General features: G+C 39.7%; 24 protein-coding genes. 9 read left to right on the forward strand and 15 right to left on the reverse strand.

All coding sequences use genetic code 11. The annotated features are described in order from the left end of the window. Window positions 1-8: 8 nt before the first annotated feature. The 9 genes from mrdA (at window position 9) to GQR54_RS05020 (ending at window position 9,243) form a co-directional block, all read left to right on the forward strand. Window positions 9-1,877, forward strand: coding sequence for a penicillin-binding protein 2 (mrdA, locus tag GQR54_RS04980; RefSeq protein WP_166376731.1), 1,869 nt, complete (start codon window positions 9-11; stop codon window positions 1,875-1,877). Beyond that, a complete protein-coding gene (gene rodA, locus GQR54_RS04985) occupies window positions 1,874-2,980 on the forward strand; it encodes a rod shape-determining protein RodA (RefSeq protein WP_166376732.1) in 1,107 nt (368 codons plus the stop codon). The genes mrdA and rodA overlap by 4 nt, the downstream gene beginning before the upstream one ends. Next, a complete protein-coding gene (locus GQR54_RS04990; RefSeq protein ID WP_166376733.1) occupies window positions 2,980-3,744 on the forward strand; it encodes a septal ring lytic transglycosylase RlpA family protein in 765 nt (254 codons plus the stop codon). The genes rodA and GQR54_RS04990 overlap by 1 nt, the downstream gene beginning before the upstream one ends. Before the next feature lie 53 nt (window positions 3,745-3,797). Beyond that, window positions 3,798-4,961 carry a serine hydrolase gene (locus tag GQR54_RS04995; RefSeq protein ID WP_010554697.1) on the forward strand — a complete coding sequence of 388 codons (1,164 nt, stop codon included), beginning with the start codon at window positions 3,798-3,800 and terminating at the stop codon, window positions 4,959-4,961. 175 nt (window positions 4,962-5,136) lie between these two features. Then, on the forward strand, window positions 5,137-5,415 hold the full coding sequence (gene ybeD / locus GQR54_RS05000; RefSeq protein WP_002958517.1) for a DUF493 family protein YbeD: 279 nt from the start codon (window positions 5,137-5,139) through the stop codon (window positions 5,413-5,415). 19 nt (window positions 5,416-5,434) lie between these two features. Continuing rightward, window positions 5,435-6,088 (forward strand): lipoyl(octanoyl) transferase LipB, encoded by a 654-nt coding sequence (gene lipB, locus GQR54_RS05005; RefSeq protein WP_010554695.1) that lies wholly within the window; start codon window positions 5,435-5,437, stop codon window positions 6,086-6,088. Then, entirely contained in the window at window positions 6,085-7,050 is a 966-nt protein-coding gene (lipA, locus tag GQR54_RS05010) for a lipoyl synthase (RefSeq protein WP_002958515.1), read from the forward strand. The genes lipB and lipA overlap by 4 nt, the downstream gene beginning before the upstream one ends. A gap of 170 nt (window positions 7,051-7,220) precedes the next feature. Next, window positions 7,221-7,460, forward strand: coding sequence for an RNA recognition motif containing protein (locus tag GQR54_RS05015; protein ID WP_024605577.1), 240 nt, complete (start codon window positions 7,221-7,223; stop codon window positions 7,458-7,460). 163 nt (window positions 7,461-7,623) lie between these two features. Then, on the forward strand, window positions 7,624-9,243 hold the full coding sequence (locus GQR54_RS05020; protein WP_166376734.1) for a M28 family metallopeptidase: 1,620 nt from the start codon (window positions 7,624-7,626) through the stop codon (window positions 9,241-9,243). 35 nt (window positions 9,244-9,278) lie between these two features. On the opposite strand, the gene GQR54_RS05025 is transcribed toward GQR54_RS05020, so the two are convergent. The 15 genes from GQR54_RS05025 to GQR54_RS05095 all read right to left on the reverse strand — a co-directional run bounded on the left by GQR54_RS05025 (window position 9,279) and on the right by GQR54_RS05095 (window position 22,240). Next, on the reverse strand, window positions 9,279-10,226 hold the full coding sequence (locus GQR54_RS05025) for a PDC sensor domain-containing protein (protein ID WP_166376735.1): 948 nt from the start codon (window positions 10,224-10,226) through the stop codon (window positions 9,279-9,281). Between the two features lie 220 nt (window positions 10,227-10,446). Continuing rightward, complete coding sequence (locus GQR54_RS05030; RefSeq protein WP_024597051.1) at window positions 10,447-10,662, reverse strand: EF-hand domain-containing protein; 216 nt, start codon at window positions 10,660-10,662, stop codon at window positions 10,447-10,449. Window positions 10,663-10,757: 95 nt separating this feature from the next. After that, window positions 10,758-10,964 carry a calmodulin gene (locus tag GQR54_RS05035; RefSeq protein WP_166376736.1) on the reverse strand — a complete coding sequence of 69 codons (207 nt, stop codon included), beginning with the start codon at window positions 10,962-10,964 and terminating at the stop codon, window positions 10,758-10,760. A gap of 169 nt (window positions 10,965-11,133) precedes the next feature. Beyond that, window positions 11,134-11,346 (reverse strand): calmodulin, encoded by a 213-nt coding sequence (locus tag GQR54_RS05040; RefSeq protein ID WP_166376737.1) that lies wholly within the window; start codon window positions 11,344-11,346, stop codon window positions 11,134-11,136. Window positions 11,347-11,961: 615 nt separating this feature from the next. Further along, window positions 11,962-12,177 carry a TIGR02450 family Trp-rich protein gene (locus GQR54_RS05045; protein ID WP_007585532.1) on the reverse strand — a complete coding sequence of 72 codons (216 nt, stop codon included), beginning with the start codon at window positions 12,175-12,177 and terminating at the stop codon, window positions 11,962-11,964. A gap of 70 nt (window positions 12,178-12,247) precedes the next feature. Continuing rightward, window positions 12,248-12,601, reverse strand: coding sequence for a cupredoxin domain-containing protein (locus GQR54_RS05050; RefSeq protein WP_007378488.1), 354 nt, complete (start codon window positions 12,599-12,601; stop codon window positions 12,248-12,250). Window positions 12,602-12,621: 20 nt separating this feature from the next. After that, window positions 12,622-14,868, reverse strand: coding sequence for a heavy metal translocating P-type ATPase (locus GQR54_RS05055; RefSeq protein WP_166376738.1), 2,247 nt, complete (start codon window positions 14,866-14,868; stop codon window positions 12,622-12,624). Then, on the reverse strand, window positions 14,858-15,301 hold the full coding sequence (locus GQR54_RS05060) for a MerR family transcriptional regulator (protein ID WP_101217268.1): 444 nt from the start codon (window positions 15,299-15,301) through the stop codon (window positions 14,858-14,860). Before GQR54_RS05060 ends, GQR54_RS05055 begins: the two co-directional genes overlap by 11 nt. A 510-nt stretch (window positions 15,302-15,811) precedes the next feature. Beyond that, the gene (locus tag GQR54_RS05065; RefSeq protein WP_166376739.1) at window positions 15,812-16,309 is read right to left on the reverse strand and encodes a DUF2059 domain-containing protein; all 498 of its coding nucleotides are present in this window, start codon (window positions 16,307-16,309) and stop codon (window positions 15,812-15,814) included. Window positions 16,310-16,439: 130 nt separating this feature from the next. Next, window positions 16,440-16,772, reverse strand: coding sequence for a Na+/H+ antiporter subunit G (locus tag GQR54_RS05070; RefSeq protein ID WP_166376740.1), 333 nt, complete (start codon window positions 16,770-16,772; stop codon window positions 16,440-16,442). A gap of 9 nt (window positions 16,773-16,781) precedes the next feature. Continuing rightward, window positions 16,782-17,051, reverse strand: a complete 270-nt coding sequence (locus GQR54_RS05075; RefSeq protein WP_166376741.1) for a K+/H+ antiporter subunit F — start codon at window positions 17,049-17,051, stop codon at window positions 16,782-16,784. After that, the gene (locus tag GQR54_RS05080) at window positions 17,045-17,581 is read right to left on the reverse strand and encodes a Na+/H+ antiporter subunit E (RefSeq protein WP_166376742.1); all 537 of its coding nucleotides are present in this window, start codon (window positions 17,579-17,581) and stop codon (window positions 17,045-17,047) included. The genes GQR54_RS05075 and GQR54_RS05080 overlap by 7 nt, the downstream gene beginning before the upstream one ends. Continuing rightward, complete coding sequence (locus GQR54_RS05085; protein ID WP_166376743.1) at window positions 17,581-19,098, reverse strand: monovalent cation/H+ antiporter subunit D; 1,518 nt, start codon at window positions 19,096-19,098, stop codon at window positions 17,581-17,583. Before GQR54_RS05085 ends, GQR54_RS05080 begins: the two co-directional genes overlap by 1 nt. Next, window positions 19,095-19,448: a Na+/H+ antiporter subunit C gene (locus GQR54_RS05090; RefSeq protein WP_166376744.1), complete on the reverse strand. Its 354-nt coding sequence runs from the start codon at window positions 19,446-19,448 to the stop codon at window positions 19,095-19,097. The genes GQR54_RS05085 and GQR54_RS05090 overlap by 4 nt, the downstream gene beginning before the upstream one ends. Continuing rightward, window positions 19,448-22,240 carry a monovalent cation/H+ antiporter subunit A gene (locus GQR54_RS05095; protein WP_166376745.1) on the reverse strand — a complete coding sequence of 931 codons (2,793 nt, stop codon included), beginning with the start codon at window positions 22,238-22,240 and terminating at the stop codon, window positions 19,448-19,450. Before GQR54_RS05095 ends, GQR54_RS05090 begins: the two co-directional genes overlap by 1 nt. Window positions 22,241-22,277 lie beyond the last annotated feature (37 nt).

Consider the following 22,277-nt stretch of genomic DNA (forward strand, 5'->3'; position numbering starts at 1 on the left):
CCCTTGCCATGCTAAAACATAGACCCACTATTCGTGACCACTCCGCAGAAGCAAACTTATTTGCTAGGCGAGCATTCGTGGGTTTTGTTTTTGTATTAGGATTAGTCGCTGTATTACTTTCTAATCTTTATACTATTCAGGTAGAAGATCACCAAGACTACCAAACCCGCTCCAACGATAACCGCATTAAAGTTATTCCTATTGCACCCAACCGTGGTTTAATTTACGACCGTAACGGTGTGCTACTTGCTGAAAACAAACCTGTTTACAACCTTGAAGTCATCCCCGAAGAGGTAGATGACCTTGACGAATCGCTTGATCAAATAAGTAAAATAATTGCGATTACAGAGCAAGATAAACAAGACTTTTTAAAAGATATAAAACACACCCGTCGTTTTAAATCACAAGTATTAAAAGCCCGCTTAGACGAAACAGAAGTAGCAAAATTTTCGGTTAATCAACATAAATTCCCTGGTTTTAGTATTGAGGCACGTCTGGCTCGCTACTACCCATTTGGCGACACGCTAACGCATGCGCTCGGTTATGTTGCCAAGCTTAATAGAAAAGAGCTAAACCAATTAAAACAAGAAGACCGTGCGACCAATTACCGCGCTACACATGATATTGGCAAACTCGGATTAGAAAAATATTATGAAGAAACACTGCACGGTAAAGTGGGTTCACAACGGGTAGAAGTTAATAACCGTGGCCGTGTAATTCGCACCCTAAGCATGACCCAACCGCAGCCAGGTAGCGACTTAGTACTTACCCTAGACGTGGGCTTACAACAAATTGCACAACATGCGCTTAAAGACATGCGTGGTGCTGTTGTAGTTATGGATGCCAAAGATGGCGGCGTGCTGGCGCTTTATTCAAACCCAAGTTACGATCCAAACTTATTTGTACACGGCATTAGCAGCAAAAATTACAAAGCGTTACTTAACCAAGACCGTCCGTTAATAAATCGTACTACGCAAGGTCGTTATGCGCCTGCCTCTACGGTAAAACCCTTAATGGCTGTATTAGCGCTTGAAGAAAATATAGTAAATGAATCAACATCAATGTGGGATCCTGGTTTTTTTCAAATTCCAAATGTTGAACACAAATGGCGAGATTGGAAACGTTGGGGCCATGGTCATGTGGATGTATACAAGGCGATTGAAGAGTCGTGCGATACCTTTTTTTACGATGCGGCTTATCGATTAGGTATTACTAAAATCAGTGATTTTATGGCCCGTTTTGGCTACGGCGATTTATCAGGTATTGATATTCACGAAGAAACTACTGCTATTTTACCTTCAAAAGAATGGAAAGAAGGACGCTTTAAAGAGTCTTGGTGGCGCGGCGATACTATTTCTGTAGGTATTGGCCAAGGTTACTGGACTGCTACACCGATTCAAATTGCAAACGCGACTAACATATTGGTTAATCGTGGTATTAACCACCCCCCCCATTTGGTACAAGTGGTTAAAAAAGATAATGACGTAATACAAATTAACAACGAAGAAAAACCCCCAGTTATTTTAAAAGATCCGCGCCATTGGCAGGTATCGTTAGATGCAATGCATAATACAGTTCAAAAAATATCAGGCACAGCGCATAAAGCTTTTAAAGGGACTAACTACGACTCGGCTGGCAAAACAGGTACCGCGCAAATAGTGAGTATTGCCCAAGGTGAACGCTACGATGCAGAATCTCTTAGAGAACGCCAACGCGATAATACAATTTACATAGGCTTTGCCCCTTATAGCGATCCAAAAATTGTGGTTTCTGTTGTATTAGAAAACAACCACGGCGGTATTCAAATTGCTCGCCAACTTATGGATTACTACTTTGCAGCCAATCCAGTTAATCTTGCAAGGAACGATACACCATGACCGCTTTGCACGATAAACGCTCTATTTGGATGCGTATGCATCTAGACCTACCACTGCTTATTGCATTACTCATAATGATGGCTGGTAGCATAATGGTTGTTTACAGCGCAAGCGGCCAAGACTCTTCAATGATGATTAGGCACATGACTCGTATGGGCGGTGCGGTTGTTGCTATGGTTGTTTTGGCCCAGTTTTCGCCTGCCACATTAAAGCGTTTAGTGATCCCACTTTATTGCATTGGTTTATTAATGCTAGTGGGTGTACTTTTATTTGGCGTAAGCTCAAAAGGCGCACAGCGATGGCTCGATTTAGGGGTGACACGGTTTCAACCTGCAGAATTAATGAAGCTGGCAGTCCCTATGATGGTAGCTTGGTATATAGGGCGAAATCACTTACCTCCTCGGCCAATGCACTTAATAATTGGCTTTATGATTGTAATGCTCCCTACATTATTAATTAAAGAACAACCCGATTTAGGTACTGCTATACTTATTGCAAGTTCAGGTATATTTGTTTTGTTTTTGTCTGGATTAAGTTGGCGTTTAATCGGCTTTTTAAGCTCTATAGTAGCGCTTGCCGCATGGCCATTTTGGCACTACGGTATGCACGATTATCAAAAGCAGCGTGTACTCACCTTTTTAGACCCTGAGAGCGATCCGCTCGGTTCGGGTTATCATATTATTCAATCTAAAATTGCTATTGGCTCAGGCGGTATAGAAGGTAAAGGCTGGCTGCTTGGTACGCAATCGCAATTAGAATTTTTGCCAGAGCGCCACACCGACTTTATATTTTCGGTTTTAAGCGAAGAATTTGGTTTATTTGGTGTATGTGTTTTGCTTAGCCTTTATTTATTTATTATTGGCCGTGGTTTATACATTGCTGTTAATGCACAAGATGCATTTGGTAAATTGCTCGCAGGCGCACTCACCCTCACCTTTTTTGTGTACGTATTTGTAAACATAGGCATGGTATCGGGTTTATTACCTGTTGTTGGCGTACCTTTACCACTTATAAGTTATGGTGGTACATCGATGGTGACGTTAATGGCAGGGTTTGGCATTATTATGTCAATCGCGACAGATAAAAGGATGCTTTTAAAATAATGCGACACACTAATCAGCTTATATTTACTACATTATTAATTTTACTTTTAAGTGCTTGTAGTAGCGGTTCTAGTAGCCGTTATAGCATGCGCCACGATGCAGCACCACTTAGAGCTCCTACTACGCTTGAAATGCAAGACGCTATAGTAACCGAAACCACTAAAAGTGCCAGCGCAAGCCGCCCATATACAGTGCTTGGTAAAAGCTATTCCCCTATGCTTGATGAGACAGGCTATTCTGAGGAAGGTACTGCCTCGTGGTATGGTCGTAAGTTTCATGGTTATCACACCTCAAACGGTGAAACCTACGATATGTTTGCCATGACAGCAGCGCACAAAACATTGCCATTACCTAGCTTTGTTAAAGTAACCAATACCTCAAATGGTAAATCGGTAATCGTACGCGTGAACGATCGTGGCCCGTTTCATGACGATAGAGTGATTGACCTTTCGTATGCTGCTGCTTATAAGCTTGGCTATTACACTCATGGTACAGCAAAGGTTAAGCTAGAGGCCGTTACCCTTGCCGGCGCAACTGCGCGTCAAACCTACATTCAAGTAGCTGCAGGTGGTACACTTGCTAATATTGAAGCACTTGCCAGTACATTGCGAGATCAATACAAATTACCTACAAATATCGTTCAAAAAGACGACATTTACAGACTGCATTTAGGGCCAATAAAAGATACCCCTCATGCAGACGAAGTATTAAAAAAATTAAAACAAAATCAATTTCAAAACGCGTTCTTGCTTTACACTCAGTAAGACCTTTAAAATAGCGTAACGCGAATCTTTAACTTTAACCATTAATGAGTATGATGAAATCTATTAAACATAAAATCCTCAAAGGTGTATGCGGCCTAGTTTGTACAGCCGCCGTATTCTCAGCCAGCGCCCAAATTATTCCGGCACCACCTCAAGTTAATGCAAAAGGTTATTTTTTAGTCGACTTTACAACAGGTAAAGTTATTGCTGAAGGTGAAGCCGATACACAGCTAGCACCTGCAAGTTTAACTAAAATGATGACCAGTTATGTAATTGGTACTGAAATTAAAGCAGGTAATATTGCTACTACCGATATGGTAACGGTAAGCGAAAAAGCATGGGCTAAAAACTTCCCTGAATCTTCAAAGATGTTTATTGAAGTAGGTAAGCAAATTAGTGTTGATCAGCTTAACCACGGTATTATTATCCAATCAGGTAATGATGCATGTGTTGCAATGGCTGAGCATATTGCTGGAAGCGAAAGCGCATTTGCTGATTTAATGAATGCCCATGCTGCTAAATTAGGTATGAGCAACAGCCACTTTATCAACAGCCACGGCCTTGATACTGACGAGCACTTCACAACGCCTCGCGATATGGCGACACTTGGTGCTGCACTTATTCGTGATGTGCCAGATGAATATGCACTTTATAAGCAAAAATCGTTTACTTATAACGGCATTAAGCAATATAACCGTAACTCATTATTGTGGGACGAAAGCTTAGATGTTGACGGCATTAAAACTGGCCATACATCAGAAGCTGGCTACAGCCTAGTTACCTCAGCAACTAAAAACGATATGCGTTTAATTGCTGTTGTTATGGGTACTACCAGCGAACGTGCTCGTAAAGTAGAAAGTAAAAAACTACTTAACTATGGTTTTCGTTTTTATGAAACAATTACTCCGTACAAAGCAGGCGATAGCTTTGCAGAACAACGTATTTGGATGGGTAACAAAGAAAATGTATCTTTAGGTATTTTAGAAGATACACCGATTACTATCCCACGTGGTCAGCATAAAAACCTTAAAGCTAACTTTGAGCTAGATAACACACTTGAAGCACCACTTGCTAAAGGTACTAAAGTAGGTACGTTATTCTTACAACTAGAAGGCGAAGATATTGCTCAATACCCACTAGTAACACTTGAAGAAGTGGAAGAAGGCAGCTTCTTTAGCAAAATTTATGATTACTTACGTTTACAGATCATGCAGTAATTTATAGCTCCCCTATTAACTAGGGTAACTAATTTAAACGTCTCCACTGTGAGGCGTTTTTTTTTGCTTGAAAAATGTTAGAATGCGCCCCATATAAGCAAGACTGCTAATTGCCTATCTGTATTAAGCTTCGAGCTTGCATAGAGTCCACACTTTTGTATGAGGAGTCACCGTCGTGGTTCAACCTGTTAAAGATACTAAATTTGATGAGTACCTAGAGTACCCTTGCCCATTTACATTCAGAATAATGGGTTTAGCTAATGTAAACTTAACTGATCAAATTTTAGCTAAGTTACAACCAATAGCACCTGGCGATTACGCCCCTAAAGTAAAACCAAGCAGCAAAGGTAATTACGAGTCAGTAAGCCTTGTAGCAACGGTTACTAGTGGCAAACACATTGAAGAAATTTACAACGTGATCAGCAACATTGATGACGTACGCCACATGCTTTAAGCCATAGTTGAGATTTGTTGTGAACGAAAACACTTTGATCGTACGCCAACTGGGTCGTCAGCGTTATATGCCAATTTGGCAAAAAATGCAGGACTTTACCGACACCCGTGATGAAAATACGCCAGATGAAATTTGGCTTGTAGAGCACGAGAGTGTATTCACTCAAGGTCAGGCTGGTAAGGACGAACACTTACTGGCTCCTGGCGACATTGAGGTGATTAAAGTTGACCGTGGCGGACAAGTAACTTATCACGGCCCTGGCCAGCAAATGATGTATGTATTATTTAATCTACGTCGTTTAAAGATTGGTGTACGTGAACTGGTTACATGGCTTGAAGAGTGCATTATTGAATCACTCGCCGAGTATGGTATTGAAGCTTATGCTAAAGCTGATGCACCCGGTGTTTACGTTAACGACAGCAAAATTGCATCCCTTGGGTTAAGGGTTCGTCGTGGTTGCTCGTTTCATGGCTTAGCATTAAATGTTAACATGGACCTAAGTCCATTTTTACGCATTAACCCATGTGGTTATGCGGGCATGAATATGGTGCAAACTAAAGAATTAGATGGTCCTCAAAACCTAGAAAGTGCAGGTGAAGGATTGGTGAAACACATGATCAAGAAGCTTAATGCAACACAGGTTAAGCATACTGAAGGGTTTGAAAACGAATGAATAAACCAGTCAAAATGGAACCAGGTGTAAAACTACGCGACGCAGAAAAAATGGCGTTGATCCCAGTAAAAGTTTTACCTACAGAAAAAACTGAAATGTTGCGTAAGCCAGAATGGTTAAAAATTCGCTTACCTAAATCAACCGATCGCATTGACGGCATTAAAAAAGCGCTACGTAAGCATGGCTTACACTCGGTATGTGAAGAGGCTTCGTGCCCTAACCTATCTGAATGTTTTAACCACGGTACAGCTACCTTTATGATTTTAGGTGCAATTTGTACTCGTCGTTGCCCATTTTGTGATGTTGCTCATGGTCGCCCATTAAAACCTGATGCCACTGAACCTGAAAAGCTAGCACTTACTATTAAAGATATGAAGCTAAGCTACGTTGTAATCACTTCAGTTGACCGTGATGATTTACGTGATGGTGGTGCACAGCATTTTGCCGATTGTATTCGCGAGATTCGTAAACATAATCCAACTATTACTATCGAAATTTTAGTACCTGATTTTCGTGGCCGTATGGACCGCGCACTAGAGATATTAATCGAGACGCCACCAGATGTGTTTAACCACAATCTTGAAACTGCGCCACGTTTATACAAACTAGCTCGCCCAGGTGCTGACTACAAATGGTCATTAGAATTACTACGCCGCTTTAAAGAAGCTCACCCAGAAGTTAAAACTAAGTCTGGCTTAATGGTTGGTTTAGGTGAAGAAATTAGCGAAATTGAAGAAGTACTTCGCGATTTACGTGCTCACAACGTTGACATGCTAACTGTAGGCCAATATCTACAACCTTCTAAGCATCACTTACCGGTTAAACGCTACGTGCCACCAGTAGAGTTTGACGGCTTAAAAGCGTATGCAGACGAAATTGGCTTTACTCACGCGGCTTCAGGTCCGTTTGTACGCTCAAGCTACCATGCTGATCAACAAGCAGCGGGCAAAGAAGTGAAATAAGTAAACTTAAGTATTAAACTACTTTTATGGTAAAAAATGCCGTTAGTTAATAAATTAAACTAACGGCATTTTTGTATGTGATAAGTTTTTTTTACCATTTATCAAATAAAATTAGGTTAAACCCATCTAAGTTGAGATAATTAGCACTGACATAATTATTTAGGTTCATTATGAAACTATTAGTTCGTAACTTGTCTCGTGCTACCACTGAGCATGAGCTTCGTACTTTATTTGCAGAGCACGGTAAAGTGACTACCTGTAACTTAGTACTTGATAAAGACACTGGCCAATCTAAAGGCTTTGCCTTTTTAGAAATGCCAAACGACATAGAAAGCAAAAGCGCTATTAAAGCACTTAACCAATCTACTGTTGATAAAAGTAAGATCCGCGTGAAATTAGCGGATGCTTAAGTAATAATTTATTACTTAAAGTTAAAAGAACCAGCTTGCGCTGGTTTTTTACTAATGGCTGATAGCTAATCTGCAATTGCGTGAAAAGTTCTCTATAAAAATTCGACATCGCTGCAGTGCTTCCTTTATATTGAAAGCCCAATTAAATAACAATATGAAGACTATGGCATATACTCTTTTAAAAAGCGCTAGCCTAAGCCTGCTAGTTGCACTCTTTGGCTGCTCAGAGCCTGCAAGCAAACAAACCCCATTAGAAAATACAGCCGGTGTAAGCCTTAGCAATATTAAACAGCATATTAAAACGCTAGCCTCTGATGACTTTCAAGGCCGAGGCCCGCTTACTCATGGCGAAGTGAAAACAGTAGGCTACTTAAGTAAGCAATATAAAGCGCTGGGTTTAACCGGTGCTTATAAAGGTAAATACTTACAGCCTGTAAAAATGGCAATGGTGACTGCTAATCAGGATATGCAGTTAAAGGTAGGTGATTTGAGCTTTGAATCAGGTAAAGACTTTACCGCACGTACCGAGCAACTTCAGCCATTAATTGATGTAAGAAGCTCTGACGTTGTATTTGTTGGCTATGGTATTAATGCGCCAGAATATAAGTGGAATGATTATAAAAATATTGATGTGACGGGTAAAACAGTGGTTGTGCTAGTTAACGATCCAGGCTTTGCTACTCAAAACGATGCCCTTTTTACTGGCAATGCAATGACCTACTACGGTCGCTGGACTTATAAATATGAAGAAGCCGCTCGCCAAGGTGCAAAGGCTGTATTTATTGTTCATGAAACAGCACCTGCGGCATACCCTTGGGGCGTAGTTGAAAGTTCAAACACCGGCACTAAATACACGTTAATGGATAACAATTTAAACGCGTCTAAATTACCGGTTATGGGCTGGCTAACACTTGATGCGACTGAGAAAATGTTTAACGCCGCAAAGCTTAACTATCAAGATTTAAAACAAGCAGCATTAAATGATGACTTTAAAGCGACGCCACTCAACTTAAAAGCAAACCTTGCCTTTAAAAACGAAGTATCGCATGCAAAATCGCATAACGTAGTTGCACAAATTACAGGTAGCGAATCACCTGACGAATACGTTGTTATTAGCGCTCACTGGGACCACTTTGGTACTAAACAAACTGATACTGGCCCTAAGATTTATAACGGCGCAGTAGATAACGCTTCAGGCACTGCAGCCACGCTTGAAATAGCACGCATCATGAGCAAAATGAATAAGCAAAAACCATTTAAACGCTCAATTATTTTTGCTAACTTTACAGCAGAAGAAACGGGGTTAATTGGTTCTGAAGAATTTGCATCGGGTGCGGTTGTACCTACAAAACAAATGGTCGGTCTATTAAATATTGATGGCATGAACGTGCTTGATGGTACTGACTACATCTTACAATACGGTAAAGATTTATCGACAATGGAAAGCTATTTAGCAAAGGCTGCAAAATCACAAGGCCGTGTTGTTAAAATGGATCCTCGTCCGCAAAATGGCTTATTTTTTAGATCTGATCATTTCTCACTTTCTAAGCAAGGCGTGCCTAGTTTATTATTTATGAGCCTGGGCGATACCGATCCTGAGTACATTGCGCATAAGTACCATAAAGAAGCAGACGACTACTCTGCTGATTGGTCGTTAGGTGGTGTTAAGCAAGATATAGATCTTATTGTTGATATAGCCACTCAACTTGCAAACAATGGCGATTGGCCAAAGTGGACGAGCGAGTCTGACTTTAAAGCCAAACGCGCGCAAGATAAACAATAAATAACTATTAATAGTTATGTAATATAAAAATCCTCCTACTTGGAGGATTTTTGTTTTAAACGAGCCCGCATTAATAGCGTTTCGGCCTTTGCCCCTAAGTAAACATAAATAGCCAGTGCAATTAAAAGCCCCACTACTGCAAGCATCATCGCTATTGCAGGCATTAAATATTCCGATTGCCCCAGCGCCGCTTTAAACATAGTTAACAGCGCCTCAATTGATATAGCAATCAACACGGTAGATATAAACCGTGTAATAGTGCGCCGCGTAGATGAGTGCCTAAAAATATCCTTATGCATAAGGATTTCTTCTTCGAGTATTGTTTTACCTAAATCGAATACTGCTAATGCTAGGGTGATGTAAATAATGATACTAAAGGGTTCAAGTGGGTCTGATGAGGTATCTACATGGGTTAATAGCGCGTATATATCATTAAAAACGATATTCAGTAAAAATAATACTAAGCAAAATAAGCACGCAACAATAATACCGTAACCCGCTTTGAAGTAAGGCGACATATTAGCGCGCGCAGTATCACCCATTACAAACTCAATAAGCTGCGTTAAGCTCACATCAACGACCAAGTAATGTTGATTATTAATTGGTTTTTTTAGTTCTTTAATCGCCGATATACATAAATGGTTAGTCGCTATAGAAATGTAGGGATCAGTAAAGCACACTCTATCACTTGCTTTAGCGTTCAAAAAATAGGGGCGCTCGCTTAAATCTTGTTGATTACCACTTTCACCTAGTTTTTTGCTATATGCCCGTTTAAAGCAGACATTATTACCCTGCTGCAAACCTTCTGCATTTAAACAATATTGTAATTCTAAAAATGGGTACTGCTTAATCAGGTAGCGGGTATCACGCTCCTTAGTTAACCCATCCTCAATACTCATCAAAATAGATTCAAGTAAGCTGTGTATTACATGCTCATATTCGTGGTAGCGCTCAACACTACTGATATAACTCATTCGCGCCATTTTAAATACTCATTAACCTAAGTTATAAATAGATTTGCAAGTTTAAAACCAATAATAAAATAACTTAATAATCAGTAACTTAATTAAATTAAAACTCGAGTTTTGCACTATTTTGGTGACTAAACAGTAATATATTAAATTAAATGCACAAAAAAGCAGATAAGTATTAATTACTTAGCTGCTTTGTGAGTATGACTGGTAAGGTTCTACATAGAGCTTATTACTGAACCTTCGAAAACTCTTCTTTAGATAACTCGCCATTTCCATCTGTATCTAATTGATCAAAAAGCTGTACTAGTTGCGAGTTTACTTGGGCTTCTGTTTTACTAATTACGCCGTCGCCATCTGTATCAAAAGAATCAAAATCTACCGCAGCAAACGCCGCTGAAGAAGAAGCTAGGGCTACAAGTGCTAGAGTTTTGTGTAATGTTTTCATAATCGTTTCCTTAGGCTTTGAGCCTGATTAGGGGTGACCTGATTAGAGGTAAGAAGTCCTTTTCAAAGATCCTTTAGGAGTAAAGTGTTTATAAATTAATATTCAAAAAAATCATTTTCTGTCGGACCACCGCTACTTTGAACATTTAGCTCGTCAAATTTCTCTATCACTTGCACCGATTCTTCAGCTTGACTAATTGAAGCGCTGTCGTCTGCATCGAGTGTTTCAAAGTCTGTGTTTGCAAATACTACTGACGAAGAAACAATAGCCATAAGTACAAATGTTGATTGTAGCTTTTTCATAATTTAATCCTTCAAAAGTATGCGGTGCCCTAAATAAATTTGCTCTATAGTGCTCTCTAGTCACTTCCTGGTTATTCTTTTTAGTAGGCTCCCTTGCCTACTTAGGTTGTCTTTGGCAACTCAGAATTTAGATAACATTACAGAGCATTAACTGCTTAAGGCTTTAATTTTAGGCCTTAGAAAACTCATCTTCAGATAGCTCACCGTCTTGGTTTGTATCGAGTTCTTCAAATTGGCCTAAAAGTTTTGCATCTACTGATGCTTCGGCTAGGCTAATTGCGCCATTACCATCTACGTCTAGCGTATCAAAATCTGTTGCTGCAAAAGCCGCTGATGAAGAAGCTAGAGCCATTAGTACTAGTGTTGATTGAAATGTTTTCATAATAGTATTCCTTCATTGGGTTGTTGCGATTAAGGCCTTTGGCTTTCATCACGTTTTGCTTAATACACTCTAGGTATTACAACTTCGGTGCCACTTTTTATTTATTATTTAAAAACAATGAGTTAAACGATATAAAACGAGAGAAGCTTAATTTGGGGAGGTGTCATTGTTGCTATTTAGCAACAGTCATTTAACTAAAAACAATAAATCTATATAAATCAATTAGTTAAGTTTAATTAAAAAGACACACTTTTGTTAAAAAGCCAATAAGGGGGGCGTTTGGGTTAGTCTTCAAAATAAACTGAATATGAACATGGAAGTAACATAGGATTTATTCGCGACTATTAAATAATTAATTTGCTTATAATCAGTAAGTTATATTGTTTTTGAGATTTATTATAAAAATTTTGGAAGGATATTTTGAAATTAACTGTTTTGTTGCCAAATGGCGAATTACTCAGAAAGAATGTGATATATGAGCTAAGTTATAGCATTGAGTTCATAACTTAATGCGCCGTAAAATATAGGTTCGCTTGAGTTAAGCAAACCTATATCGTGTTCCAGCTATCTGCAAATGTGCCGCTATTGGAGTGAGGTAAATTATGTAGATTTAAATTACTTCCACCCTTGTAGCCACTTTTGGTTATCTTTTAAATCTCGCCAACTAATTGGATATTGATTTTTTGACATAACAGCCTCGGTAATACACTCAATTACATTACCATCTTCATCAAATTCCACCTCAACAATAATGAAGTGTTTTTCTTTATTTATAGAAGGTGTTGCGGTCCATTTACTATTCAATAATTTTTTAGGGTTTAATTTATTCATTTAATATAGCGACTCTTACTCGTAACTTTTATAAGGCAACTATACGACCCCAACACCTACTTAGTTCAGGTTACTGAGCAACTAGCTTGCCCTTATACATTTGCATTTGGCAATGAAAATCATACTCACCGGCTTCAAGCGCGGGTAGTTTAACTGTGTTGCCATCACCCATTGCCAGAGTTTTACTTATATCAAGCTGTGGAAATACCACGGTTTCGGCGCACGGCGCGCTGTCTTTTCTATCAAAGGTAAGTACAACCTCTTTGTTGGCTGCCACTTTAATGTGTCCTGGCTTATAAACACCGTTATCAACGACTATCGTTACTTTGTTGTCATCACTTTGTGTTTGCTCTGGTTTGTATAGCCAAAACCAATAAATAATTGCGGCTATTAACAGTGCACCACCTATATTAATCATCAACATAATGTACTCCTTAGCTTAAATTACGATTTATTTGGTTTGAAAAAACGTAAGCGATTAGCGTTACTTACCACTGTAAGCGATGAAAGTGCCATAGCTGCACCTGCAACAACAGGGTTAAGTAGTATTCCAAAAAATGGATACAACACGCCGGCTGCAATCGGAATACCCGCCACGTTATAAATAAAGGCACCAAATAGGTTCTGTTTAATATTTAAAATAGTTGCACTACTCACTGCAATTGCATCAGCAAGGCCATGTAACGAACCACGCATTAAGGTAATGTCTGCACTTTCTATTGCAACATCGGTACCTGTGCCAATTGCAAACCCTACATCGGCTTGCGCAAGTGCGGGGGCATCGTTAATACCGTCACCTGTCATACCCACTATTTCACCGTTTGCTTGGCGCTTTGTTACTTCGTTTACTTTGTCATCAGGCATGACTTCTGCAATAAAGTCATCAATACCAACTTGCTTAGCAACGGCTTGTGCAGTAGCTTTGTTGTCACCTGTTAGCATAACTAGGTGAATACCTTTATCTTGCAGGCGTTTAATAGCTTCAACTGAATCCTCTTTAATAGGATCTGCTACTGCAATAATAGCTTGGAGCTTATTATTACTTGCAAAATACATGGGCGTTTTAGCATCACTGGCAAGTGTTTGAGCTTGCTCGGTTGCATCATCAACGGCTACATCGTATTTATCCATTAGCGCTTTATTACCAAACAACAATGTTTGCCCGTCAACACTGCCAGTGACACCTTTACCTGTAATTGCGTTAAAGTCAGCTACTTTACTTAAAGTTAACCCCTGCTTTTTAGCGTGTGCCGTAATTGCTTCTGCCAATGGATGCTCTGAGCTACTTTCAAGGCTTGCAACACGTTGCATTACTGTATTTTCATCACTGTTGTTAAACGTAACTACATCGGTAACTTGCGGTGTGCCTTGAGTAATAGTGCCTGTTTTATCTAAAATCATGGTGGTGATTTTAGATGTTGTTTGCAGCGACTCACCATTTCGAATTAATATTCCTGACTCTGCAGCTTTACCAATACCCACCATAACCGACATAGGGGTTGCGAGTCCTAGCGCACAAGGACAAGCAATAATAAGTACAGTGGTTATTGCAACAACGGCATAAGCAATTGATGGCTCAGGTCCAAAGTTTAACCATGCAAGGCCAGCAAGTACTGCAATAATCATGACTGTTGGTACAAATATTCCTGATATAACATCAGCTAAGCGCCCTATTGATGGCTTAGAGTTTTGTGCACGCTTTACCATATTGATAATATTGGCAAGTGTGGTTTCGCTACCAATGTGCGTGGCTTTAAATAATAAAGTGCCACTTTTATTAATACTTCCGGCAACGACTTTGTCGCCCGTTTTTTTGCGGTCGGCCATTGGCTCACCAGTAAGCATTGACTCATCAACCGTACTGCTGCCTTCAATAACATCGCCATCCACAGGGATTTTTTCACCCGGGCGTACGCGTACTTCATCATTTTTTACAACATCACTAATGTCGATGTCTTGCTCTTGCCCATCGCGAATTACGCGTGCAGTTTTTGGTTGCAGGCCAATTAAGCGTTTAATTGCTTGTGAGGTGCGCCCACGTGCTTTTACTTCAAAAGCGAGCCCTAAACTAATTAAACCGATGATCATCGATGATGCTTCAAAATATACGTGTCTTGCAACTTCCGGTAATAAGTTTGGTGCTATTACCACAAACATTGAATACAACCACGCAGTACCTGTACCAAGCGCTATTAATGTATCCATATTGGCAGCATGGTTTTTGAATGCCTGCCATGCACCGTTGTAAAATTGTTTACCTGATATAGCCATAACCACAAGCGTGACTATACCCACTAAAAACCATGCTATTCGTTGTGTGTCGGTGGTCACACTCATGTCAAAAATAAGCCCGTATATCATTAACGGTGCACCGACCCCTAACGCTAATATCATATTACGCATTAGCTTTTTATAATGTGCCTCATCCGACTTTGCTTTTTCATCAAGTGCATCTTGATCAGACTCGTTACTCATTGGCTTAGCTGAATAACCAATGTTTTCGACTGCTTTAATAAGCGTGCTTTCGCAAGCTTTACCTTCTACACGGACAGTACGCTGTGCAAAGTTCATTTCTACATTTTGCGCGCCTTGCACGCTATTAAGGGCTTTTTCAATTTTAGCCACACAACTGCCGCAATTAGCACCCTCAATAATAAAGTTTTGCGCGGTGTCTTTTGTATTAGTCGTCATTACGCTGCTCCTTATTTGCAGAATCGTTTATTGGATCAACAAAAGATTCTATTAAACTACACACGTCACTGGCATTTGCACCATCGGCTGATGTATCCCATTGCTCCAGAGCTGCATGCATTCTGTTTCGTAATTTTAATGTTTCTTGAAATAGTGCTTCGGTTTCTTCTAGGCGTTTAGTAATGAGTTTACGCGTTAACGGACAAGGACAATTCCCCTGCTCTGACTCACCTATAATGTGTTGAATATCTTTGAGTGAAAAACCAAGTTGACGAGAGCTAATAATAAACTTTAAACGCTGCTGGTCTTGCTTTGTATATTCTTGATAGCCATTTTCTTCACTGCGTATTGGATTAAGTAACCCAACACGTGTGTAATGACGAACAGTATCGGCAGTCACGCCCATTAATTTGGCGAGTTGTTTAACATACATAATTTAGCTCCGTCGTGTTTCAGTAGCTTCATAATAAACCTAGGTGCAACACATAGGTCAATGACTATTTTAAAACTAATAAAATAATAACAACTCACTTAATTAAGTGATCTATTTGAGACAAGAAAATAGTGTTGATAACAAGGCAAAGGTTTCGTTATTTAGTTGTTATCATTAGTTGCCCCCTGTATCCATGCAATCGTATATCAAAAATGTTTAACGCAGTTAACGCCGAATTTAATCCCTCAAATTGATTAAGTATTGTTGCTCATTGGTATAGTGACACAAACATAATTAACTTAAGCTGATATCGGGCGTGTATTATCTGGAGGGGAGTAATTCAGGAGAGAAGCGCCTAAGTAAGGCGCGTATTAATCTAAGGGCGTGTTGATCATTGGTGGTTTAATTTACAGCAGTATATTTGGTCTTTAGGCAAGGCAGAGCCTATGTAGTGTGGTTATTCCCCATAAGTAGGCGATAACGCAGCATAAATACCAAACATACGCTGCCCTAGTTTGATTCGCTACGGCTTTGCTCTAATTCGTCGCTTAGTTGCTGCGCTAATGTTTGTATTTTAGGCATAGCATCTTTCATTAAGCTTTGTGACATTTGCATAGACTCTTGCATTACAACAGGCATTTTTTCAAGTATTTTTTGCCCTGTATCTGTTTTATAAAACGCTAACATATCGGCAATTTCTTGCTCACTAAAATATTTGTCGTACACGCTAATCATCATCGGCTGCATTTTGGCCCAGCTCATTTCGGTTTTTAATACCGTCGTCATATCGCCGTAGTATTTATCAAAAATTGCCTGTTCAGAAGGCTTAACGCCCATTTGGTCTGACATGCCTTTCATCATACCTTCAACCTGGCCGTACATAGAGTCAACCATTGAATCTAAATTCATTACACTAATAAGTTCATCTATTTTTTGCTGCTTAGTATTTTGTTCAGCATACAAACTACTAGAAAAAATCAGTAATGATAAAAGTAGTACCTTACCCATAATAATATCCTTCCATATAAATAATCGTTTTATATTTACATTATTAATTAGTCTTGTAAAGGGTACAAGCAATCACTAAAAAGGCCGAATAAAATGAACTTATTCGGCCTTTTATAAATATATTTTTATGCTAATCGTCTTCTACATTATCTAGGCCTTTAGTGCCTTCTTTGGCTTTTAGCTTATGATGAATAGCTGACTTTATTAGCATGTAACCACTAATCGGTGCCGTAATTAGTAAAAATATAGTAATGAGTATTTCTCTAACACTTAGTCCATGCTCTGAATTTGCAAAATAAACCATAGCTGCAATTAACATGCTCGCCATACCCAACGTGGTTGCTTTAGTTGGCCCATGCAAACGCATAAAAAAGTCAGGTAGTTTGATTAAGCCTATTGAGCCAATTAAAATAAACGTACCACCAAATAATAATAATATTGATACAACCCATTCGCTGATCATGTTTTCACCTTATTCAATTATATCGCCACGTAGTAAATACTTACACACTGCAACTGTACTTACAAAACCAAGCATGGCAATCAATAGTGCAGCTTCAAAATAGAGCCCTGTATCCATACTAATGCTGTATAAAATAATCAGTGCAATAACGTTAATGTACATTGTGTCGAGCGCTAAAACGCGATCAGGCACTGATGGACCAATAATCAATCGCCATAAATTAAGTAATAAAGATAAGCCAATCATCGAAAATACAATGAGTAATACAGTGTCTAACATTGAAATATCTCCTTTAGTGGAGCTTCGTAGCGTTGTTTTATTTGTTTGATAAGTGCTTCTTCATCTTTAAGGTCAAGCACATGTATTAGTAAGTAGCGTTGTGTTGGCTCTTTACCTTCAGGTAACGATTCAGCAATTGGGTAAACCTCTGCACTCACTGTACCGGGTGTAAGCGATACACTACTGGCTAATATGGTAATTGGCATGTCATGAGTTAAATCTATCGGTACTTTTATAAAGGCCGGACGTAAATTTTTAGATGGCCCGAGTATAAGTAAAGCCACCTGTAAATTTGCAATAATAATATCGTAAAGCACAATAAGTAACTGCTTAAGCGCCAAGCCAGGCTTTAAAATAAGCGGCTGAGGTTCGCGAAGTGAAAAGCTTAATAAAGGTATAAATATAGCAAATATAGTCGCTAGTACTAAGTGCCCTACCGACACGCTATTGTTTAACAACAACCATACCATAAACAAAAATAAGCTACGAAATGGCGTTGGTAACCAACGAAAACGGGCTTGTAATCTCATCACATGCCTCCTTTAAGTACAGCGTTAATACCGCCGCTTATATCATGTAACTGAGTAGCAGCACCTAGCATGTAGTCACTTATTGGTCCGCCAAAAATAACTAACAATGGCGAACACGCAAGTAAACCTATAATCACAGTTATCTGCAACGGGTGTGCATTTGCACAATCTGCGTTTTCGCTGTTTTTACTTTTATGCTCCCAAAACAAGGTCGTGCCAGCACGCGAAAGCGCTATTAACAACGCAAAGCTTGTTACTAAATATACAGGCCAAAACAGTAAAGCTTGCTCACTATTTAATGTAGCTTTAAGTATCCAAATTTTACCTACAAAGCCTGATAGTGGCGGCATACCAACTACCGTTAAAGCTGCAACAATAAAGCACACACCTAATAAAAATGGTTGTTTAACAGAGCGACCCGCTACTAGCCTATCGCCAACTTTACCGCGCTGCGTAGAAACAAGGTCTGCTAATAAAAATAGTGCGGCACTAACAAGTGTTGAATGCACTAAATAATATAAAAGTGCAGCAGTGGCATTTACATTTTGTAATGCAATTAGTGCAACCAACGTACCTACCGATACTAAGACTAAGTTAGAGGTGAGTTTACGTAAGTCTTGCGCTGCCATAACACCAATGGCACCCACTATAATGGTTGCAATTGCTAAGCCCCAAAGCCAAGGCTGCGCCATATGTTCAAGCGCTCCGGCTTGTTCGCCAAATATCACCGTGTAAACACGAAGCATGGCGTAAACGCCTACTTTGGTCATAATCGCAAATAATGCAGCAACCACAGGTTTAGCACTTGAATACGTATTTGGAAGCCATAAATGCAGAGGTAATAGTGCGGCCTTTAAAGCAAATACAATGAGTAGTAATAAACCACCTGCTTTTGCTAGGTATACATCATCGCCCGAAAGCTCTGATACTTTTTGTGCCATATCTGCAATATTAAGCGTACCAAGCACACCGTATAAAATACCCAAACCGATTAAAAATACGCTTGAGCCAACTAAATTTAATATTACATATTGCAGTGCAGCACGGGTGTTTTGTTTATCACCTGCGTGCATTAACAATGCATATGATGCAATCAGTAACACTTCAAAAAATACAAATAGGTTAAATAAATCACCAGTTAAAAACGCGCCATTTACACCCAGTATTAAAAAATGAACAAGTGGATGATAAAAGCTGCCTTTTTCGTCATCGCCAGCACTACCATATAAAATAGCGCCCAAACCTAAAAATGAAGTTAACGTAACTAATAAGGTAGACAACATATCAGCGACTAAGACTATCCCAAATGGTGCAGACCAATTACCAATAGCGTAAACATTAATACCCGTATTATTAATATGCGTAAGTAAAAGCACACTAATAGCGAAAGTAGCTATTGCCATTACAATTGAAACTAAGCGGCGAACTTTAACGCTTTTACCACATGGCGGAAGCAGTAAAATAACTGCGGTCAGCATAGGTAATAAAATAGGTAACGAAGCTAAATGTTGGATCATTTTTGCTCCTTATTATCTGCTGAGGTACTAGGCACATAACCATCGACGTGGTCGCTACCTAAATCGGCGCGCCCACGTATTGCCAAAATAACCACGAATGCGGTCATCGCAAAACCGATTACAATAGCGGTAAGCACTAAAGCTTGAGGTAATGGATCAGCATAGTCTGTACCAGTACCAAGTACTACCGCCTTATTAATAGTAAGGCGACCTGCTGAAAACAAAAATAAGTTAACAGCGTATGAAATCATAGTAAGCCCAAGTACTACAGGAAACGTACGAGCTCTTAGCAGTAAAAACACACCGCAACTGACCAATACTCCAACGCAAGATGCGTACAATAATTCCATTAAATATTTACCTCTTTTTTCTGGGTATCTGCCGTCATATTACCTAAGCTTGCTAAAATCATTAATGTAGCGCCGACAACCGTTAAGTAAACACCTAGGTCAAATGCAATCGCGCTGGCAAGCTCTGTTTTACCGACAAACGGAATATCAAAGTAGTCAAACCAAGTTGTTAAAAATGGCTTATCGAAGAACCAACTACCCACACCTGTAAACAGTGAGATACCAATACCTGAAGCTATAATTTTACGATAATTAACATCAAAGCGTTCGTTTATCCATGCTGTACCATGCGCCATGTATTGCAAAATAAACGCGATTGACGTTACTAATCCAGCAATAAAGCCACCACCAGGTAAGTTATGCCCACGTAAGAAAATATATGCAGAAACTAATAACGCAAGCGGTAATAAACTTTGTGAAATACTCGCCAGCAATATCGGATGACGCTCTTTAGCCCATGGGCGCCCTTCGCTGTCACTTGCTGGCATAAATAATGGGATTCGAGAAAGTACTTTAAATATACCTAATGCGGCAATACCTAATACGGTAATTTCTCCAAGCGTATCAAAGCCCCTAAAGTCGACCAAAATAACGTTAACCACGTTGGTACCACCGCCACCTATTTTAGCGTTAGCAATAAAGAAGTCTGATATAGAATCTAACGGGCGTGTAAGTAATGCGTAACAAATACTCGCTATCACTACACCTAATGTAGAGGCTATTGCTAAGTCTCGAAGTATTCGTAATGAACTTGACTCTTTTGGCGTATGCTGCGGCAAGAAAAACAATGCCAGCATTAATAAAATAATGGTAACAACCTCAACAGTTAGCTGCGTAAGCGCTAAATCAGGTGCAGAAAAAAGCGTAAATACAACCGACACCATTAATCCTACAATTGAGAGCATCAACAACGATACCATTCGAGAGCGGTGCCAAATAACAGTAGCAAGGGCACCAATAATCAATAAGCCAGCACCAATTGCATTATGCGCATCAACAGGTGTGAGTGGCATGCTACCGGCAAGTTGCTGCATTTCAAATAATGGCCAACCCGCACACAGTAATACTACTGCTAACATAATTACAAGATAGCGCTGCAACGATCCATTTTCTATACTGCTTACCTTGGACTGGCACCAAGCAATAATACTTAAAATTACACGTTCAAAGGTTTTTTTAGCGTTAAGAGGTGGTAATGATGCTTGAAATTGGAATAGATATTTACGATTAATATAAATAAATAAGCCGCCAGCAATCGCCATTGCACTCATCAGTAGAGGCAAGTTAAATCCATGCCAGATAGCTAATTCGTACACTGGCATTTCTTTTCCAAGTACAGCTAAAGATGCCGCAGATAAAATACCGTCAATTGTAAAGTGCGGGAACATACCCACTAACAAACAAATCACAACGAGAATTTCTATTGGTACCCGCATATAACGTGGTGGTTCGTGTGGCGTACGAGGTAAATCAATTGGTTCACCATTAAAAAACACGTCGTGAATAAAACGTGCTGAGTACGCTACAGCGAAAGCACCTGCAACCGTTGCCAGTACAGGAATTAACCACGACATAGAACCAAGCACTTGCTGATGCAGCGTTTCTGCAAAAAACATTTCTTTAGACAAGAAGCCATTTAGTAAAGGTACTCCTGCCATTGCAGCCGCCGCGACCATCGCAAGCGTTGCAGTGTATGGTAAGTATCGCCACATACCATTTAGTTTACGCATATCGCGCGTACCCGTTTCGTGGTCAATAATGCCGACAGCCATAAATAACGACGCTTTAAACGTTGCATGGTTAATAATATGAAAAATAGCAGCAACGGTCGCAAGCTCAGTATCAAGCCCGAGTAATAGCGTTATTAAACCCAAATGACTTATTGTTGAATAGGCTAACAGCCCTTTTAAATCATGTTTGAATAATGCTATATAAGCGCCAAACAATAGCGTTGCTAAACCCGTTAAACCAACGAGCAAGAACCAAGTATCGGTACCAGCTAAAGCAGGGTGAAAACGTGCTAACAGAAATATACCGGCTTTTACCATCGTTGCAGAATGTAAATACGCGCTTACTGGCGTAGGCGCTGCCATTGCATGAGGAAGCCAAAAGTGAAATGGAAATTGTGCCGATTTAGTAAATGCACCCAGTAGCACCAATACCAATGCTACTTCGTATAAATCATGAGATTGAATTATTGCTTTACTCGCTAGAATAACATCTAGGTCGTAACTACCAACAATATCACCTAATAGCATCAATCCAGCAAGTAACGCTAAACCGCCCGCGCCTGTTACAGCAAGCGCCATACGTGCGCCCTTTCGCGCTTCTGATTTATGCCACCAAAAACTAATTAATAAAAATGAGCTAATGCTCGTTAATTCCCAAAACAACCACAGTTGAATGACGTTGTTAGACATAACAATACCAAGCATTGCAGTCATAAATAGCATTAAGTAACTATATAACTTAGCCATTGAATCGTTAGCGCTTAGGTAGTAACGCGTGTAGAGGATAACGAGCAAGCCTATGCCTAAAATCATAAACATAAACAATAAACTGAGGCCGTCTAGCCGCAGAGATAAATCGAGTCCTATTGACGGGATCCAAGCTAAAGAATAACGAATGGTTTCGCCCGCTAAAACGGCAGGTGCATGGTATAGAGTAATCCCCAAAGCCGTCAAAGGCGCAAGAGCCGTTAAACTAGTGCTTAAATTGCGGGATAACTTACCTGTGCATGCAGAAATAACACTGCCAATTAAGGATAACAAGGGTATCCAGAGCAAAGTCATAATGTAGGGCCTTTTATTATCATAAGTTTATCAGGGC

Origin of the sequence: Pseudoalteromonas sp. Z9A4 (genome assembly GCF_011378845.1) — a bacterium.
Lineage (GTDB): Bacteria > Pseudomonadota > Gammaproteobacteria > Enterobacterales > Alteromonadaceae > Pseudoalteromonas > Pseudoalteromonas arctica.